Raw genomic sequence first — 16918 nt, forward strand, 5'->3', positions numbered from 1 at the left:
TGCCGGATGCGGGACGGTCAGCGAAGGGTCGTGGAGGGGGAGCGCAGGTCCACGACGATCGACTGGCCGTTCAGCTGGGCGTGAATCTCCGGCCGTTCGAATCCGGCCGCCACGAGGTACTCACCGAGCAGCTCGAGCAGTTCGTCGGCGTCCACGGTGGGGTCGGCGGAGTGGCTGCTCGCGGACGCGAGGTGGTCCTCGAGGAGTTCGGTGTGTGCAAGACGGCCCGCGACCCGCACGGCTGCCACTCCCATCGCGTTGCGTCGCTTCACGGTGCGTCCACGGGACTCGAGGGACGAGGTGGTGTCAACCGGCTCGGCTGCCTCCTCGGTGCTGTGGGAGCCCGAGCTGCGCGTCGGCAACGGAAAGGTGAACGTCTCGGCGGAGCTGGGCGTCGACGCGCCGTTGCCGGTCAGTGCTCCGCTGCCCGGTTCCGCGAAGGGTGATTCGGCGGTCGAGCCGTTGCCCCTGGAGCCGTTGCTGCCCGATCCATTGGTAGAAATGCCGTTCTCCATCGTGTCGCTTCCTGCTCGTAGACAAACGGGTTCTCGCACCAGCCCGCCAGTTTGCTCGATACGAACGTGAAAGCTACCAGCACCCGAGGTTCCGCCGCGGATCCGGCGGGCGGCCGACTTCAGTCGGCGGCGGCTACCAGCGGCTCGAGCGTGAGGTCAGGCAACTCCTTCTGGATGTACTGCAGTCGCCACTTGTCACTCACAAGCGCCAGTAGGACGCCGTCGGATCGGGTGAACACCTCGACGCCGCGCTGACGGTTCAGCTCGTCGACGGACTGCGGATCTGTCCGTCGGGCCAACGCGTAGGCAAGCGGCTCCATCCGGGCCTCGACGTTGAACTCGGCCTTCATCCGGGCCGCAACCACCTCGAACTGCATGGGACCGACCGCCGCCATGACGGGTGACGCGTCGCCGCGAAGGTCGTTGCGCAGAATCTGCACGACACCTTCGGAGTCGAGCTGATCCACCGCGCGGCGGAACTGCTTGTACTTGCCCGCGCTCTCGGCCCGCAGGATGGAGAAGTGCTCGGGAGCGAACGACGGGATCGGCGGGAATTCCACCTTCTTCTCGAAATAGAGAGTGTGCCCAGGGGCGAGGGCCGTGGCGTTGACCAGTCCCACCACGTCGCCCGGGTAGGCGGATTCGACGGTGGACCGTTCACGACCGAACACCGTCTGCGCGTACTTGGTGGTGAAGGGCTTACCTGTCTGGGCGTGGGTGACCACCATGCCGCGCTCGAAGACGCCGGAGACGATCCGCATGAACGCGAGGCGGTCGCGGTGGGCTGTATCCATCCCGGCCTGCACTTTGAACACGACGGCACTGAACGGGTCCGTGACCTCGCGGGGAGTGCCGGTGACGTCCTCACGGGCGCGGGGCGGCGGCGCAAGCTCCACCAGAGTGTCGAGGATCTGCCGCACGCCGAAGTTGAGCATCGCCGACGCGAAGATCACCGGCGAGGTCTGACCGCCGAGGAACAATTCCTGATCGTGGTCCTGGCCGGTGGCCGAGAGTAGCTCGCTCTCCTCCGCGGCGGTGACCCACTCGCTGCCCTCCTTCGCGAGAGCGGCGTCCGCGTCCATCACCTCTTCCGGGGCGATCTTGGCGCCGCCCGCGGTGCGGGTGAACCGGATGTACTCGCGGGGGGCGCCGTCCTCGCCGCGGCGCAACAGTCCTCGGAAGTCACCCGCGATTCCCACGGGCCAGTACAGGGGAGTCGGGGTGAGGCCGATCCGCTCATGGATCTCGTCGAGCAGTTCCAGCGGCGTCTGACCCGGGCGGTCCCACTTGTTGATGACCGTGATCACGGGGATCCCCCGGTGACGACATACCTGGAACAGCTTGAGCGTCTGCGGTTCGAGACCCTTCGCGGCGTCGATGAGCATGACGGCGGCGTCGACAGCGGTCAGGACTCGGTAAGTGTCCTCCGAGAAGTCAGAGTGACCGGGAGTGTCGACCAGGTTGATGACGTTGTCGGTGAGGTCGTCCGGCGACGCCTCGGTGGAACGGTAGTTGAACTGGAGGGCCGTGGAGCTGACCGAGATACCGCGGGCCTTCTCCATCTCCATCCAGTCGGACACCGTCGACTTGCGCCCTGCCTTCCCGTGCACGGCGCCCGCCTCGGAGATCACCTTCGCGTGCAAGGCGAGAGCTTCGGTCAACGTCGACTTACCGGCATCGGGGTGTGAGATCACAGCGAAGGTCCGGCGACGCTGAGCCTCCGCGCGGACGCCCTTGTCGAGCTTGTCCTGCGACGAGGCAGTGGTGGCGACAGACTCCGCCTCGGCTGGGATGATGTCGGCCGAGTCGGACGGGGTAGTCAACGAAGAACCTCTCGGGGGACTGGATGCGGAAAGGCCAGGTGGCCGCATACCAGGTTACCCGGGGGCCGAGGAGGGATTTACAGCACATCCGGCGAGAGGTAACACTGACCTGACGTAACACTCAGCTCGGGTTCGGATATTTAATCAGCGTGAGTCGTCGGGGCGCTCCGGAGTTACGTCTACTGCGTTCGGACACCCGTATCTGCACGAGGAGAAATCTTGAGCAAGTTCACCGACGAGATGTATGCCACCGCTGTCACCAGCAACCGCGGGTTGGTCACCGGTGAGCCGGATGCGCCATTGCGACAGCCATGGGGCGAAATTCATCGGGCGGCGCGGCGGATGGCGGGTGCGCTCGCGGCGGCGGGAATCGGCCACGGCGACGCCATCGGCATCCTGGCCGGTCAGCCCGTCGACATCGCGCCGTCCTGTCAGGGAATCTGGATGCGTGGTGCCTCCGTCACGATGCTGCATCAGCCCACCCCGCGGACCGATCTGGCGGTATGGGCCGAAGACACCGAAACCGTGATCAGGATGATCGATGCGAAGGCAGTGATCCTCGGTGCGCCATTCGACGCGGCCAAGCCGCTACTCGAGGAACGCGGCATCACGGTGGTGACGGTGGCCGAACTGAACGAAGGTCCGGAGACCGAACCGGTCGAGACCTTCGAGAACGACATTGCCTTGCAGCAGCTCACCTCCGGCTCCACCGGGTCGCCGAAAGCCGTGCAGATCACCCACGAGAACTTCTACACCAACGCCTACGCGATGATCGATCGCATCAAGTTCTCCCTCGACGACGACGTGATGGTCAGCTGGTTGCCGCTGTTCCACGACATGGGGATGGTGGGCTTCCTCAGTGTGCCCATGCAGGTCGGTGCCGAGGTCGTCAGCATCACCCCGATGGACTTCCTTCGCACCCCGCTGTTGTGGGCGCAGCTGATGGGCAAGTACAAGGGCACGGTCACGGCGGCGCCCAACTTCGCGTACTCGCTGCTGGCCCGTCGTCTTCGGCAAGCCGAGGACGGTGCGGTCGATCTGTCCAGCGTGCGGTACATGTGGAACGGGGCCGAACCGGTCGACCCCGACACCATGACGGCGCTCGCCGAGGCCGGCGCCCGGTTCGGACTGAATCCGTCCGCACTCGCCCCCGTGTACGGGATGGCGGAAACCACCCTCGCGGTGTCGATTCCCGACCCGGATCAGGGTCAGGTACTCGACTTCGTCGACCCGGACATTCTGGAGGCGATGTCCCGGGCTGTCCCGTCGAGCAAGCCGAATGCGCGTCCCCTCGCCACCCTCGGGAAGATGGTTCCGAACCTCGAAGGCCGGGTCGTCGACGGCGACGGGGAACTGCTCCCCACCCGTGGAGTCGGGATCATCGAGGTGCGCGGCAAGGCTGTGACCCCCGGATACGTCACTCTCGAGGGCCACAAGCCGGCGCAGGATCCGGACGGCTGGCTCAACACCGGTGATATCGGCTACTTCACCGAGGAGGGTCTCGTCGTGGTGTGCGGTCGCATCAAGGACGTGATCATCATGGGTGGCCGCAACATCTATCCCACCGACATCGAGCGGGCAGCCGGCACCGTGTCCGGTGTCCGCCCGGGCAACGCGGTCGCGGTGCGACTCGACGCCGGCCAGAAGCGGGAAAGCTTCGCGGTCGCGGTCGAAACCAACAACTATCAGGACCCGGACGAGGTCAAGCGGATCGAACACGAGGTCGTGCACGCGGTGGTCTCGGAAGTGGGAGTGCGTCCGCGTACCGTCGCGGTCCTCGGGCCCGGCAGCATCCCCAAGACGTCGTCCGGCAAGTTGCGCCGGACCACCTCGGCGTCGCTGGTCCGCGACTGAGGCGCCTTCGGCGCCCGTGCGCCTTTCTGGGTCAACCAGGAAGGCGCACGGGCGCGGAGCGCCTAGTGCAGGCGATTCTGCGCAGCCTCGAGGCCGACCTTCAGCAGGAGTTCGACGGCGTCCGCCGCTTCCTCGCAGAGGATGTCGAGCTCCTTGCGTTCCACCGAGGAGAAGGGCTTGAGCACATACGACGCGGGGTCCATCCGTCCGGGCGGTCGTCCGATCCCGATGCGGGTGCGGAGGTAATCCTTGGTGCCCAGTGAACTGGAGATTGACCGTAAACCGTTGTGGCCGCCTTCGCCGCCGCCCTGCTTGAAGCGGACGGTCCCGAAGTCGAGGTCGAGCTCGTCGTGGATCACTACGATGTTGTCGGGGTCGACGGAGAAGAATCGCGCCAACCCGGCTACGGCGCCTCCCGACAGGTTCATGTACGAACGCGGCTTCGCCAGGATCGTCGGGCGCCCTTCGAGCCGCCCTTGAATGATGTCGGCGCCACTCTTCTTGTGTGCGCTGAACTTTGCTCCCATGCGACCGGCCAGCACACCGGCCACCATGAAGCCGATGTTGTGCCGCGTCTTCTCGTACTGCGGTCCCGGATTTCCCAGGCCGACCACCAGAGCCGTGTCTTCACTCACCGACAGGTCCTTCCCTATGGCAGGTTCTCGTCACACGAGAGCGGCGCGTCACCCCGGAATTGTCCGGGACGACGCGCCGCCGAGTTCAGTGCGGTTGCGAGAGGATCAGCTCTCGGCGCCCTCTTCGGCAGGGGTGCCGGCTGCTTCGCCGGTCTCTTCCTCGAGGTCGGCTGCGGTGGGGGCAGGGACGACGTTGACGATGAGCAGCTCGGGGTCGGCCTGCAGGGTCGAACCCTTGGGCAGCTCGAGCTGGTTGGCCAGGATCTGCGTGCCGGCCTCGAGGCCCTCGACCGAAACCTCGATCTGCTCGGGGATGTGCAGCGCGTCGGCTTCCAGGGCGATGGTGGCGGCGTCCTGGGCGACCAGGGTGCCGGACGCTGCCTCACCGGTGACGACGACGGGGACCTCGACCGTGACCTTCTCGCCCTTCTTGATGACGAGGAGGTCGGCGTGCTCGATGTAGTTGCGGATCGGGTGGATCACGACCGACTTGGTGAGGGCGACCTGGGGGGTGCCGTCGATGTCGAGGTTCAGGATGGCGTTGGTGCCGTGCGCACGCAGAATCGCGGCGAAGTCGCGCGACGGCAGGTTCAGGTGGCGGGGATCCTCACCGTGGCCGTACAGAACAGCGGGAACCTGACCATCGCGGCGGGCGCGGCGGGCGGCGCCCTTGCCGAACTCGGTGCGTACGGCGGCTACGAGGGTGTTTTCGTCAGACATGGTGAAACGGCTCCTACAACTCACGGTGGTTACTGGCTGGCGTCTTGTCGTCGGTGAGGGACGAACGGGCGCACGGGCCAGGAGCGAAACGCTCGAGCTGAGCCGTAGCCGCGTCGATCACGGTAATCCAGCGTATCGAACAAGCCGGTTCACCCTCGCCGAGACAACTTACGGAACTCTACCGGATGGCTGCCGGGCCTGCTAATCGGGTCGTCGTTTCGATGACGCCTCACCATGTCGGGCCCAGTCCTGCCGCCGGCCCACTAATGGACTAGTGGTGTGGCTCACATGGCCGGGGGTAGCCTCGGCGTTGTGAGCACAGAACCCCGGAGCGCCGACCGGTTGACCGCGGTGGCCAGCGGCGTGGATCTGTCACGGCATGCCCGATTGCTGAGCAGGGTGCACGACGCGGTGCTGTCCGGGCAACAGCCGCCGGTGATGCCGCGGGACGTGGTGGCACGTTCGTGGTCGCGACTGCAGGCAGGTGGGGTGACCCCCGACCATTGTGCCGACGTGGAACCGGCCGACTTCGCGGAGATCGAGGAGCGCCGGACGCGCACCGCGCTGAGGTCCGTTCTCCCCGAGCTGCGCAACACGCTGACGCAGGTGGCCGACGACGCCAACTTCATCGTGGTCATCGCCGATGCCGACGGCGTGCTGCTGTGGCGTGAGGGATCACGCGGAGTGCGCAAAGCAGCTGATGCGCTCGGGTTCACGGAGGGCGCGCGCTGGGCGGAGCAGGCGGTGGGCACCAACGCGATTGGTACGGCTCTCGTCGAAGATGCCGCGGTACAACTCTTTTCAGCGGAGCACTATGCGCCGTCGCATCACGGGTGGTCGTGCACAGGATCGCCGGTCCACGATCCGCGCACGGGGGACATTCTCGGCGTGGTGGATATCAGCGGTTCGGCAATGTCGGTTCATCCGACCACGGTCGCACTCGTGCGCACCGCGGTTCGCCTCGCCGAGGCCACCCTGTGGCGTGAGCACACCGCGCAACTCGAGAAGCTGCGCGGACGGGCCGCCCCGTTGCTGGCGTCGGCGGGTGGTCCGGCTCTCGTAGTCGATCAGCACGGCTGGGTGGCGGGCGCGACCGGGATCGCTGCACCCGAGCGGCTGGCTACGCCGAGTCAGGGCAAACCGCTCCTCGTCCCCGGGCTCGGGATCTGCGTGCCCGAACCGCTGGGCGACGGATGGCTGGTGCGTCGCCGGGTCGACGGCGCGGGACTGCAGGTGGAACTCGACCTCGGCGCGTCACCGCGGGTGACGGTGTGCGGAGATGCGAACTGGACGCAAGCCCTCTCGCCGCGGCATGCGCAGATACTCCGGGTGTTGGCGGTGGCGGGAACGGGGGGTGTCGATGCTGCTTCCCTCAGCGAGGCACTGTTCGGCGACCGAGAGCACGTGGTGGCCGTCCGCGCCGAAGTCTCGCGTCTGCGCAAGACTCTCGGCGCGGTGCTGAGCACGCAGCCCTACCGTTTCGCGGACGGCGTGAGCGTGCGGGTGCTCGACTAGCTCTGCTTCGCGGCGGCCACGCCCGCCCGGCGACCGTAGAAGCTGCCGTCGCCGAGCGACGTTCCGCTGGCGTATCCGCCCGCGCACACACCCGACGTGCAGCGGCCGGCTGCGAAGAGTCCGGGAATGGGCTCCCCGGAGACGTGTAGTACCTCGGAGTCGAGGGTGGTCCGCAGCCCGCCCAGAGTGAAGCCCAGCGTGAACCCGCGCAGGTCGAGTGCGGCGACGGGGGAGCCGATCGGCTTCACCCATTCGGACTTCTTGTGCAGCAGGGGATCGATGCCGTCGGCGGCGTGCTTGTTGTAGACCTCGACGGTCGATCGGAGCGCACCCTCGGGCAGCCCCATGTCCGACTCGAGTTCCTCGACGGTCTCGGCAACCCACTTGGGTTGTACGCGCAGGAAGGGGGTCGCGGTGGTGGCGGCAACACCTTCGTCGTAGGCCGCTTCGTCGATGACGAGGAACGCCTGATTGTCCTGGTGGAACAACGTCATCTGACCGATGCGCCCCGAATAGGTGTCTTCCGGGACGTACCGCTGTCCGCGACCGTTCACCAGAATGCCTCGCACTATCAATTGGGGATCGCACACGAAGGCCACTTCGGTGGCGTCCATGTGGGCCAGGTCGGCGCCGAGAGCCTGGGCCATCAGGATCGACCGGCCGTCGTGTTCCTCGATCGCAGCACCGGGCCGGCCGATGAGGCGAGGAGCGTAGGCCTGAATCATCTTGTCGTTGTATGCAAAGCTCCCGGTGGCGAGGACCACGCCGCGTCGGGCCCGGACGGCGACTTCTTTGCCGTACTGCTTGGCGATGATCCCGACGACCCGACCGGTGTCGTCCGTGATCAGAGTCTGCACGCGCATGTCGTATTCGGCCCGTACACCCAGCTTTTCGGCGGCCTCCACCAGTGGCTTCATCAGCATGTAGCCACCACCCTTCTCGCCGGTGCGCTTGCCGTCCATCTGCGGAACGTGTCCGCGAGGTGCAGGTGTGGCGATTTCGTTGAACGGTGCCGCGTTCTCACCACCCGAGTACATGAGGCCGTCGTCGAACGGCGGTTCCCAGCCCGGCTCTCCCCAGAAGCTCGCCTTGAACGGCACGCCGCACTCGACGAGCCAGTTGTAGTGCTCGACGCTGCCGTCGCAGTAGTCGGCTATCTTCTCCTCGTCGGCGCCGGGGCCGAGGGCTGCCACCATGAACTTCTTCATGTTCTCGGGCGAGTCCTCGAAGCCACAGGCCTTCTGAAGGGGTGTACCGCCGCCGAGGTAGATGAATCCCCCCGCCAGCGAGGCGGCACCACCCCAGCCGCTGGTGCGCTCGAGGACCAGCACTTCGGCGCCCGCCCGTGCCGCCTCGATCGACGCGGACACACCGGCGATCCCGTACCCCGCGACGACGACGTCGGCCTGGTAGTCCCACGCGGCGATCTCGGAAATGGGTCGCGGGCGGATCGGAGTCGGTTCGGCCATGGGTGGTCCTCTCGGGCGCTCGGATGTGACGATGCACGGCTATCCGAACTGTAACCTGTTATAGCCGGGAGTCGACCTGCCGTCTCGCTGAGTGGGAGGCGATTTTCACGTTGTGCCTATAGCTCCAGATCACGCACATCGGTCAGCTCGTAATGAAGCGTTTCCGTCCGCATCAGCCGGTGGGCGAGATGAACGAAAACTCGTTGCAGAACCGGATACCGCTTGTCGATGAGCACGCCGGCGGCGCGGGACTCCTCGCCGCTGAGCAGACGAGCCGTTGCCCGGGCCGGAGGCCCGGTCGGCTTCCCGGCCCAGGTACACGGGCGGATCCGGACTTCGGGGAAGTTGCGGAGCCGTTTGTTCTTCGACGCCTTGCCCGGAGTGCGGAAAACGGCACGTTCGCCGTCCACCACCAGATTGACCGGAGTGTCTACCCAGGTCCCATCCCGCTTGCGGGTCTGCAGCTGCACGACCTTCTCTGCGGCGAAGCGGGGCAACGCCGTCGATGCCGGATTCGTCATTTTTCTCGCGTCCTGGCTTGTCGGTGCTCCCAGATTACGTCGCAGCCCCAGCCGGAACCACTACTTCGCCAGCGCTGCCACTTCCGCCAGTGCCCGATCGAGATCGTCCCGCGAACAGAAATAGTGCGGGGAGGCGCGCACGACGGCGTCCAGATCGCGGGCGCTCATGTCGAGCAAGGTCGATCCGCGCAGGCTGGCGGTGACGGTCACCCGGCGATTCGCCAATTGCGCACGCACATCCCGCGGATCGAGACCGTCGACGGTGAACGACACGATCCCGCAGCGGCGGGTCCCGAGGTCGCGCACCGTGACGCCGTCGATCTCGGACAGCCCCGAACGCAGGTACTCGGCGCCGTCGACCACAGCCGCCTCGACCTGGTCCACACCGAGGTCGAGGAGATAGTCCACTGCCGCACCCAGGCCCAGCCGGGCCGCGACGTCGCATTCCCAGAACTCGAACCGACTCGCGTCCGCAGCCATCCGGTAGTCCTCGGCCCCGGTCCATTCGGCACTGTGCAGGTCGAGTGCCGCCGGCTCGAGGGTCGTGGTCAGTTCATCGGCGATGTACAGGAACCCGGTGCCTCGAGGGCCGCGCAACCACTTGCGGCCGGTTGCGGACAATGCGTCAACGCCGAGCTCGGCCACGTCCAGTGCGATCTGTCCGACGGACTGGCACGCATCGAGAAGCACGAGAGCTCCCCGGGCGTGTGCCAGGTCGACCACCTCGCGGACCGGGTTGACCAACCCGCCGTTGGTGGGCACGTGCACCAAGGACACGAGACGGACGCGGTCGTCGAGAAGCTTTTCGAGAGCGACGAGGTCGATCTGGCCGGACGGGTCACTCGGAATCACGTCGACGGTGGCGCCCGTGGACCGTGCCCGTTGAAGAACCGCGATCGCGTTGCTGGCGTACTCGACTTCGGAGAGAAGGACCCGGTCACCCGGCTTCAACGGGACGGCCTGGAAGAAGTCGTTCCATGCGGTGGTGGCGCTGTCGACGAGTGCGATGGTATCTGCGCTCGCGCCGATCAACCGGCCGATGGAGGTCTTCACCGAGGTGAGGTCACCAGCGCGTTCCGCGGCCGCGACGTATCCGCCGACGTCGGCCTCGCGGCGCAGATGAGCGAAGACCGCGTCGAGTACCGGAGTGGGCGGAAGCGAAGACCCGGCGCTGTCCAGAAACACCTTGTCGAGGCAGCCGGGGGTGTCCCTGCGCGCGCGCTCGAGGTCGAGCATGTCGGATACCTCCTGTTCAATGCGAATGGTGTCGAACGTACCGCGGCGGACTGACGAAAAGTATTGCCGTTCGCACGTGCATAGGTGGGCCCGGCGCTCTATCGTCGATAACGACGTTCAGGCGGCGCCCGAAAGGGAGGGTGGAATGGGTACTGCGATCCAGTCCGTCGAGGGAGTCGGTGTCACGTCTCGACCTGCCGCGGAGGCCTACATAGGCGGCGTCTGCTTCAAATTGGGTCCCCCGCAGCTGATCGGCGCGGAGTTGGAGTGGCTCACCGCGCAGGTGCCCGAATTCGTGCGTCCCGATCTGGCAGCTCTTGCGGACGCCCTCGGGCCGCACACTCCACGAACCATCGACCCTTCGTCACCAGCCGAGCCCCTCCCCGGCGGCAGCGCCGTCACTGTCGAACCGGGCGGACAGATCGAACTGTCCAGCGCTCCCTGCCGCTCCGCTCGCGAACTGTGTGACTACCTCTCCGCGGACTACGCCGTTCTCACCGATCTGCTGTCTACCCGGGCAATTCTCATGTCCTCCGAGGCGGCGGACACGCGCCGTCCTGCCCACCGGCTCCTTCAATTGCCGCGCTACTGCGCGATGGAGTCGCGCTTCCGGGAAATCGGCCCCTACGGGAAACTCATGATGTGCAATACCGCGGCCACGCAGGTCAGCGTCGACGCAGGCGCAGACTCAGCGGGCGTGGAGCAGCGTTGGCAGCTACTGCACGCTATCGGGCCTGCACTCATCGCGGCCTTCGCGTGCTCCCCTCGGTTGTATGGGGTGCCGGACGGGCAGTGGGCGTCGCAGCGGATGCGAACGTGGCTCGAACTCGATTCGCCTCGGACCGCCGGAACGCGGAACAGCGGCGACTACGCCCGCTGGGTGCTGGATGTACCGCTGCTGTGTGTCCGGGGCGACGGCGCCGACTGGACGGCGCCGCCGGAGGCGACATTCGGCGACTGGGTGGACGGGGCCCTGGACGACGTGATCGGACGCTCCCCGACTTTCGCGGATCTCGACTACCACCTCACGACCTTGTTCCCTCCTGTCCGGGCCGCCGGTTACCTCGAGGTGCGCTACCTCGACGCGCAGCCAGGAAATCTGTGGCGGGTGCCGGTCGCGGCAATCGACGCGTTGCTCTCGGGTCCGGGTGTCATGGCCGAGGCGCTTGCCGCCGCTCTTCCGACGTCGGAGCGTTGGCGCGATGCCGCCGAGTTCGGCCTGGCCGACCTCGAATTGCGCGCAGCGGCAACGGCTCTGTTGTCGCTGGCGGCGTCGTATTCGCCGGACCCGGAGTTCGTCCGACTTCTCGATGCCGCCGCCGAACGATGTTGCCGGGGCCACGCTCCGGGCGAGGAGAGCTGATGGGAACCCGCGAGAAGGTCGAGGCTGTGCTCACCCGTGCACGTCGGCGAACCGCCGGACTGACGGACTGCCTGGACGACTCCGACCTCGTCGCGCAGCATTCGCCGCTGATGAGCCCACTGGTCTGGGACCTCGCCCACATCGGTAATCAAGAGGAATTGTGGCTCGTGCGCGATGTCGGAGGCCGTGAACCGGTCCGTAGTGACATCGACGAGTTGTACGACGCGTTCAAGCATTCCCGGCGCTCCCGCCCCTCGTTGCCACTGCTGAATCCGGCCGAAGCGCGGCACTACGTCCGTACAGTCCGGGACAAGGCCTGGGATGTCCTCGACAGCAGCACCTTTCGGGGTAGGCCGCTCGAGGAACACGGATTCGCCTTCGGTATGATCGCCCAGCACGAGCAGCAGCACGCCGAGACGATGCTCGCCACCCACCAACTGCGTTCCGGAGCGCCGGTTCTCACTGCGGACGCCGCGCCGCGTGTCGGGGTGCCGGTGACCGAGAACGAAATCATCATCCCAGCTGGAATATTCACGATGGGCGCGTCGGACGACCCCTGGGCGCTGGACAACGAGCGCCCGGCACACTCGGTGTACGTGCCGGCCTTCGAAATCGACGCCGTTCCCGTCACCAACGGTCGTTACCTCGAGTTCATGGACGACGGCGGATATCGTCGCCCCGAACTGTGGAGTGAGCGTGGGTGGGCGCACCGCTGTGAGGCGGCACTCGAAGCGCCGCAGTTCTGGGAGAGCGACGGCCGGGGCGCTTGGTGGCGCCGGGTGTTCGGGGTGCCCGAACCACTTCACCCGCAGGAACCGGTGGTACATGTCTGCTTCTTCGAGGCCGAGGCGTTCGCACGGTGGGACGGCAAGCGACTGCCTACCGAGGCCGAGTGGGAAAAAGCTGCTCGATGGGATCCCACCACGGGACGCTCCCGCCGGTTTCCGTGGGGTGACAGCGATCCGGACGACTCGTCGGCCAATCTCGGACAGCGATTCCTCGGACCGGCTGTGGTGGGAGCGTACCCGTCGGGGGCGTCGCCTCTCGGTGTCCACCAACTCGTCGGTAACGTCTGGGAATGGACGTCCTCACCCTTCGAGCCGTATCCCGGATTCACGGCGTTCCCGTACCGCGAGTACTCGGAGGTGTTCTACGGCGGGGATTACCGGGTACTGCGTGGTGGTTCGTTCGGTACCGATCCTGTGGCATGCCGCGGCACGTTCCGGAACTGGGACCACCCGATCCGACGGCAGATCTTCTCTGGTTTCCGGTGTGCACGCGATATTTCGGGAGACGAACGCTGATATGTGCCGCCACCTGGGATATCTGGGACCGGATGTATCCGTCGGCGAGCTCATCGGCTGGGGTGAGAACTCGCTGCTGCGCCAGTCATGGGCGCCTCGGGACATGCGCCACGGCGGAACGATCAACGCGGACGGATTCGGTGTCGGGTGGTGGGGACAGGACGCCTTCTCCCGCTACCGCAGCCAGCAGCCGCTGTGGTCCGATCCGGTACTACGGGAGACGCTGCCCCAGATACGGTCCGGCGCAGTGGTGGCCGCGACCAGGTCGGCAACGGTGGGTATGCCCGTGCAGGCCACGGCTTGCGCGCCGTTCACCGATCGGACGTGGGCGTTCAGCCACAACGGTCTGGTGAAGGGGTGGCCCGAGACACTCGGACCGCTCGCCGAGCAGCTTCCGGTGACAGACCTCCTGCAACTCGAGGCGCCGACCGATTCGGCTGCGCTGTGGTTACTGCTGCAACGAGCGCTCGCGGAGCAGGGACCGGAGAAGGCACTCACCACGCTGGTTCGTGCCGTCGACGCGGCCGCACCGAAGTCGCGCCTGAATTTTCTGCTCGGTGACGGCCGCGAGCTGTGGGCCACCACCTGGGATCACTCACTGTCAGTGCTCGTCGACGACGACAGGGCAATCGTCATGTCCGAACCCTTCGACGACGATCCCGGGTGGCAGCCGGTACCGGATCGGCACATCGTGTACGCCCGCCCAGGACATCTGATGATCACGCCGCTCGAGATGGGAGTCTGATGACCACCGCACCGACCCTCGAGGTGTATCTGGAACCGGATCAGCTGAAGGACGCACTCCGCAAGGATGCGACCGTGGGGCTGACGTCGAATCCGAAGTGGCTGCCGCCCAAGTGGTTCTACGACGCGCGCGGAAGTGAGCTGTTCGAACAGATCACCGCGTTGCCGGAATACTTCCCGACGCGCACCGAGCGAGAACTGCTCCGGCAACGGTCGGGGGAGATCGCCGAGGTGGCGGCACCGGAAATTCTGGTGGAGCTCGGTTCCGGCTCCTCCGAGAAGACGCGGTTGCTACTCGAAGCAGGAACCCGACACGGAACCCTCCATACGTATGTGCCGCAGGATGTCTCGGTGTCGGCGCTGCAGGGCGCCGCCGAGCAGATCGGGACCGAATTCCCCCGCCTTACCGTCCACGGCGTGGTCAGCGACTTCACCGAGTCGCTGCATCACCTTCCGCGGGGCGGTCGCCGCATGATCGCCTTTCTCGGGGGCACACTCGGTAACATGGTCCCGGGCGAGCGGGCCGAGTTTCTCGCCGGAATCGCCGACGTGCTCGAGCCAGGGGAACATCTGCTCCTCGGAGTCGGACTGGTCACCGACCCTGCAGTCCTGGTCCCGGCGTACGACGACGCGGCCGGTGTGACGGCGCAGTTCAACCTCAATGTGCTGCGGGTCCTGAACGGTCAGCTCGACGCAGACTTCCCGTTGGACGCGTTTCGGCACATAGCGCTGTGGGACGCCGGTAACGAGTGGATCGAGATGAGGCTCGAAGCTCAGCGCGCCCTGTCCGTCCGGGTTGCGGCACTCGACCTGGACGTCGAGTTCGCTCGCGGCGAGCAGATGCGCACGGAGATTTCCGCGAAGTTCACGCTCCCCGGAATCACGGGGGAACTGGCCGCGGCCGGTTTCGAGGTCGAACGCACGTGGAGCGACCCGGACGACCGCTTCGCCCTGGTGTGCGCAACACGGTCCTGACCGACAAGATCAACTTCGGGTCTCTGCACGCCTATAGTGACCGGCATACCGCAGTCGACCCGAGGAGTATCCGTGCGTCAGTCCAAGCTCGCCGCCCTCGCTCTCGCTACCACAGCCGTTCTCGGTCTTCCGGCAGCGCAGGCTTCGGCGCAGCCGTCGCCGTTCCCGTTCGACACGGGCAGCCTCGGGTCCGGCAGTGGCGACCCTGAAATTCCGACGGAGGACACCCTCCCGGACCTGACCGTCACCCCGCTCCTCGAGGGACTCGATCATCCCTGGGATGCGGTGCAGGCCCCGGACGGTGCCGTGCTCACAGGCCAGCGGTCGGGTGGTTTCTTCGTCCGTCGCGCCGACGGATCGACCGGTCCGGTCGCCGCGGACCTCGCCGACCTGTACGTGCAGAGTGAGACGGGATTGATGGGGATCGCGCTGGCTGCGGATTTCGCGCAGTCCCGAAGGCTGTACACCTGCCAGGGATTCCAGGGTGGCGGGGTCACCGACATCCGGATCCAATCGTGGACCGTCGACTCGGCATGGACGGAGTTGACCCGCGGTGCCGCGGTGCTCACCGGTATACCCGTCCAGGACGGGCGCCATGGGGGATGCCGAATTCTGACTGCCGCCGACGGCACCCTTTTCGTGGGCACGGGAGATACCGCAGCACCGGGCGTGCCTCAGGACCCGAACTCGTTAGGCGGTAAAACCCTTCACATCAACCCGGACGGGACACCGGCCGCGGGAAATCCGAATGCCGACAGTCCCGTCTACACACTCGGTCATCGCAATGCCCAAGGTCTCGCGCAGCAACCCGGCACGGGCCGTGTCTATGCCGTCGACCAGGGCACAACTCGGGACGACGAGGTCAACTTGCTCGTCGCCGGTGGCAATTACGGATACAAGCCGGACCGCATCCCCGGCATCTACGACGAATCCGTACCCATGACCGACCCGGTCCGGGTACCGGGTGCGATTGCCGCGGTGTGGAGTTCGGGCAGCACGACGCTGGCTACGGGGAGTGGCGCATTCGTCTCCGGTTCGGGTTGGGGACCGTGGAACGGCGCATTCGTCATGGGCGGGCTCAAGACGAAGCAGCTGATTTTCCTTCGCCTGGCCGCCGACGGCCAGTCGGTGACGGCTCAGACGTTCGGACTGCAGGATCAGTACGGTCGGCTCCGCTCCGTCACCCCCACTCCGGACGGCTCGCTGCTCGTCACCACCGACAACGGTGACACCGACCAGGTACTCCGGGTGACACCGCAGGGGTGACGGCGGGGTTCAGATCCAGGCGAGGACTCGGCACGGTCCCCCCGACCCACCGGCATGGGTAGGTGCGCCGACCATGACGGTGGCGCCCGCCGGCGGTATCTGTGACAGATTGGCGAGCACTTCCACCGCGTACTTGCCGGCGCCCAGCGCGCCGAGGTGGGCGCCGAACGTGGTGCTGCGCCCGGCGTCGATGCTCAGGGTGTCTGAGCCGAGCCCGACGATGTCGCGCTCGCGAAGCAGGAAGTCGACGGCGTCCGGGTCGAATCCGGGTGTGCGCTGGACGCCTGCGGCGTCCACATTGACGAATGCTCCTGGTTGTCCCACGCGATCCGCCCACCCAGAGTGCATCGCCACGAGGCAGCGGTCGGGCAGCGTGCCGTGGTCGGACTCCCAGTCCACAATGTCCTGCCGGGTCAACAGGGCGTCGTTGTCGGTGTGTGCACGCCCAGCGATGTCGATGACAGCGATCGGTGCGACCAGGTCGCGGGGCGGAATCTGTTCGACTGTGATGCCGCCCGCGCTCGCATGGGCCGGAGCGTCGATGTGGGTGCCGGTGTGCTCGTCGAGGCGTAATTCGTTCTTGTAGAACACGCTTGTGGCTCCGGGGGCGAGCGACCCCAGTGATCCCGTGCCACCGCCGATCTGCGCCAAATTTCGCATCTCGAAGCCCTGCGAGCCGGGCCAGACCGGGAAGCCGGCCCGGAGTACGTGCGTGAGATCGACGATCGGCCCCTCAGGCGGCGCCACCTGAGGCACGGGCGCAGCGGACACCGAACCTGCCGTGGACGACGCGAGCGCCGCCGCACCCAACGCCCCGAACATGGCACGACGAGTCATCTGCGGGCCGCGGCCCTCGATCGCTCCGTACACGTGGTTCATGATCCGTGGTGAGCACATCACGGCTCCTTCGGTGGGGGACGCGCTTCCGACGCATCATAAGCGCTGGTGCGCAGGTTCCCTCCGATTCCGCGTCAGTCC

The 16918-nt window shown here is 66.6% G+C and carries 15 protein-coding genes; 7 read left to right on the top strand and 8 right to left on the bottom strand.

The features are described 5' to 3' along the window. Positions 1 to 17: 17 nt before the first annotated feature. The gene (locus JQT59_RS15715; RefSeq protein WP_213576888.1) at positions 18 to 515 is read right to left on the bottom strand and encodes a hypothetical protein; all 498 of its coding nucleotides are present in this window, start codon (positions 513 to 515) and stop codon (positions 18 to 20) included. A gap of 119 nt (positions 516 to 634) precedes the next feature. Next, a complete protein-coding gene (locus tag JQT59_RS15720) occupies positions 635 to 2338 on the bottom strand; it encodes a peptide chain release factor 3 (protein WP_109332431.1) in 1704 nt (567 codons plus the stop codon). Positions 2339 to 2557: 219 nt separating this feature from the next. Between JQT59_RS15720 and JQT59_RS15725 the strand changes: the two genes are divergently transcribed. Continuing rightward, positions 2558 to 4192 (top strand): fatty acyl-AMP ligase, encoded by a 1635-nt coding sequence (locus tag JQT59_RS15725; protein WP_213576889.1) that lies wholly within the window; start codon positions 2558 to 2560, stop codon positions 4190 to 4192. A 62-nt stretch (positions 4193 to 4254) separates the two neighbouring features. Here the strand turns inward: JQT59_RS15725 and pth are convergent, their stop codons facing one another. Both pth and JQT59_RS15735 read right to left on the bottom strand, forming a co-directional pair. Continuing rightward, complete coding sequence (gene pth, locus JQT59_RS15730) at positions 4255 to 4827, bottom strand: aminoacyl-tRNA hydrolase (protein ID WP_109332429.1); 573 nt, start codon at positions 4825 to 4827, stop codon at positions 4255 to 4257. A gap of 105 nt (positions 4828 to 4932) precedes the next feature. Then, the gene (locus JQT59_RS15735) at positions 4933 to 5547 is read right to left on the bottom strand and encodes a 50S ribosomal protein L25/general stress protein Ctc (RefSeq protein ID WP_109332428.1); all 615 of its coding nucleotides are present in this window, start codon (positions 5545 to 5547) and stop codon (positions 4933 to 4935) included. Between the two features lie 288 nt (positions 5548 to 5835). On the opposite strand from JQT59_RS15735, the gene JQT59_RS15740 reads away from it, so the two are divergent. Further along, the gene (locus JQT59_RS15740) at positions 5836 to 7062 is read left to right on the top strand and encodes a GAF domain-containing protein (RefSeq protein WP_208960883.1); all 1227 of its coding nucleotides are present in this window, start codon (positions 5836 to 5838) and stop codon (positions 7060 to 7062) included. On the opposite strand, the gene JQT59_RS15745 is transcribed toward JQT59_RS15740, so the two are convergent. The 3 genes from JQT59_RS15745 to JQT59_RS15755 all read right to left on the bottom strand — a co-directional run bounded on the left by JQT59_RS15745 (position 7059) and on the right by JQT59_RS15755 (position 10288). Next, positions 7059 to 8531, bottom strand: coding sequence for an FAD-dependent oxidoreductase (locus tag JQT59_RS15745; protein ID WP_213576890.1), 1473 nt, complete (start codon positions 8529 to 8531; stop codon positions 7059 to 7061). The two genes, JQT59_RS15740 and JQT59_RS15745, sit on opposite strands and share 4 nt — an antisense overlap. Positions 8532 to 8647: 116 nt before the next feature. After that, a complete protein-coding gene (locus JQT59_RS15750) occupies positions 8648 to 9052 on the bottom strand; it encodes a PPOX class F420-dependent oxidoreductase (RefSeq protein ID WP_109332424.1) in 405 nt (134 codons plus the stop codon). A gap of 60 nt (positions 9053 to 9112) precedes the next feature. Next, entirely contained in the window at positions 9113 to 10288 is a 1176-nt protein-coding gene (locus JQT59_RS15755; RefSeq protein WP_213576891.1) for an aminotransferase class V-fold PLP-dependent enzyme, read from the bottom strand. Positions 10289 to 10433: 145 nt separating this feature from the next. Between JQT59_RS15755 and egtA the strand changes: the two genes are divergently transcribed. The 5 genes from egtA to JQT59_RS15780 all read left to right on the top strand — a co-directional run bounded on the left by egtA (position 10434) and on the right by JQT59_RS15780 (position 15940). Beyond that, complete coding sequence (gene egtA, locus JQT59_RS15760; RefSeq protein WP_213576892.1) at positions 10434 to 11651, top strand: ergothioneine biosynthesis glutamate--cysteine ligase EgtA; 1218 nt, start codon at positions 10434 to 10436, stop codon at positions 11649 to 11651. Beyond that, complete coding sequence (gene egtB, locus JQT59_RS15765; RefSeq protein WP_213576893.1) at positions 11651 to 12955, top strand: ergothioneine biosynthesis protein EgtB; 1305 nt, start codon at positions 11651 to 11653, stop codon at positions 12953 to 12955. Before egtA ends, egtB begins: the two co-directional genes overlap by 1 nt. A 1-nt stretch (position 12956) precedes the next feature. Continuing rightward, positions 12957 to 13700 carry an ergothioneine biosynthesis protein EgtC gene (gene egtC, locus JQT59_RS15770; protein WP_213576894.1) on the top strand — a complete coding sequence of 248 codons (744 nt, stop codon included), beginning with the start codon at positions 12957 to 12959 and terminating at the stop codon, positions 13698 to 13700. Continuing rightward, positions 13700 to 14674: an L-histidine N(alpha)-methyltransferase gene (egtD, locus tag JQT59_RS15775; protein ID WP_213576895.1), complete on the top strand. Its 975-nt coding sequence runs from the start codon at positions 13700 to 13702 to the stop codon at positions 14672 to 14674. Before egtC ends, egtD begins: the two co-directional genes overlap by 1 nt. A 72-nt stretch (positions 14675 to 14746) precedes the next feature. After that, positions 14747 to 15940 carry a PQQ-dependent sugar dehydrogenase gene (locus tag JQT59_RS15780; RefSeq protein WP_213576896.1) on the top strand — a complete coding sequence of 398 codons (1194 nt, stop codon included), beginning with the start codon at positions 14747 to 14749 and terminating at the stop codon, positions 15938 to 15940. A 9-nt stretch (positions 15941 to 15949) separates the two neighbouring features. On the opposite strand, the gene JQT59_RS15785 is transcribed toward JQT59_RS15780, so the two are convergent. Next, the gene (locus JQT59_RS15785; protein ID WP_213576897.1) at positions 15950 to 16837 is read right to left on the bottom strand and encodes a cyclase family protein; all 888 of its coding nucleotides are present in this window, start codon (positions 16835 to 16837) and stop codon (positions 15950 to 15952) included. Positions 16838 to 16918 lie beyond the last annotated feature (81 nt).

The organism is Rhodococcus sp. USK13 (assembly GCF_018343855.1).
In the GTDB taxonomy this organism is placed as follows: domain Bacteria; phylum Actinomycetota; class Actinomycetes; order Mycobacteriales; family Mycobacteriaceae; genus Rhodococcus_F; species Rhodococcus_F oxybenzonivorans.

Excerpts from the sequence above, each read along its gene's own strand:
- JQT59_RS15715 (WP_213576888.1), bottom strand. The coding sequence starts at position 515 with ATGGAGAACGGCATTTCTACCAATGGATCGGGCAGCAACGGCTCCAGG.
- JQT59_RS15735 (WP_109332428.1), bottom strand. The coding sequence starts at position 5,547 with ATGTCTGACGAAAACACCCTCGTAGCCGCCGTACGCACCGAGTTCGGC.
- JQT59_RS15740 (WP_208960883.1), top strand. The coding sequence starts at position 5,836 with ATGGCCGGGGGTAGCCTCGGCGTTGTGAGCACAGAACCCCGGAGCGCC.
- JQT59_RS15745 (WP_213576890.1), bottom strand. The coding sequence starts at position 8,531 with ATGGCCGAACCGACTCCGATCCGCCCGCGACCCATTTCCGAGATCGCC.
- JQT59_RS15750 (WP_109332424.1), bottom strand. The coding sequence starts at position 9,052 with ATGACGAATCCGGCATCGACGGCGTTGCCCCGCTTCGCCGCAGAGAAG.
- JQT59_RS15755 (WP_213576891.1), bottom strand. The coding sequence starts at position 10,288 with ATGCTCGACCTCGAGCGCGCGCGCAGGGACACCCCCGGCTGCCTCGAC.
- egtA (WP_213576892.1), top strand. The coding sequence starts at position 10,434 with ATGGGTACTGCGATCCAGTCCGTCGAGGGAGTCGGTGTCACGTCTCGA.
- egtB (WP_213576893.1), top strand. The coding sequence starts at position 11,651 with ATGGGAACCCGCGAGAAGGTCGAGGCTGTGCTCACCCGTGCACGTCGG.
- egtC (WP_213576894.1), top strand. The coding sequence starts at position 12,957 with ATGTGCCGCCACCTGGGATATCTGGGACCGGATGTATCCGTCGGCGAG.
- egtD (WP_213576895.1), top strand. The coding sequence starts at position 13,700 with ATGACCACCGCACCGACCCTCGAGGTGTATCTGGAACCGGATCAGCTG.
- JQT59_RS15785 (WP_213576897.1), bottom strand. The coding sequence starts at position 16,837 with ATGTGCTCACCACGGATCATGAACCACGTGTACGGAGCGATCGAGGGC.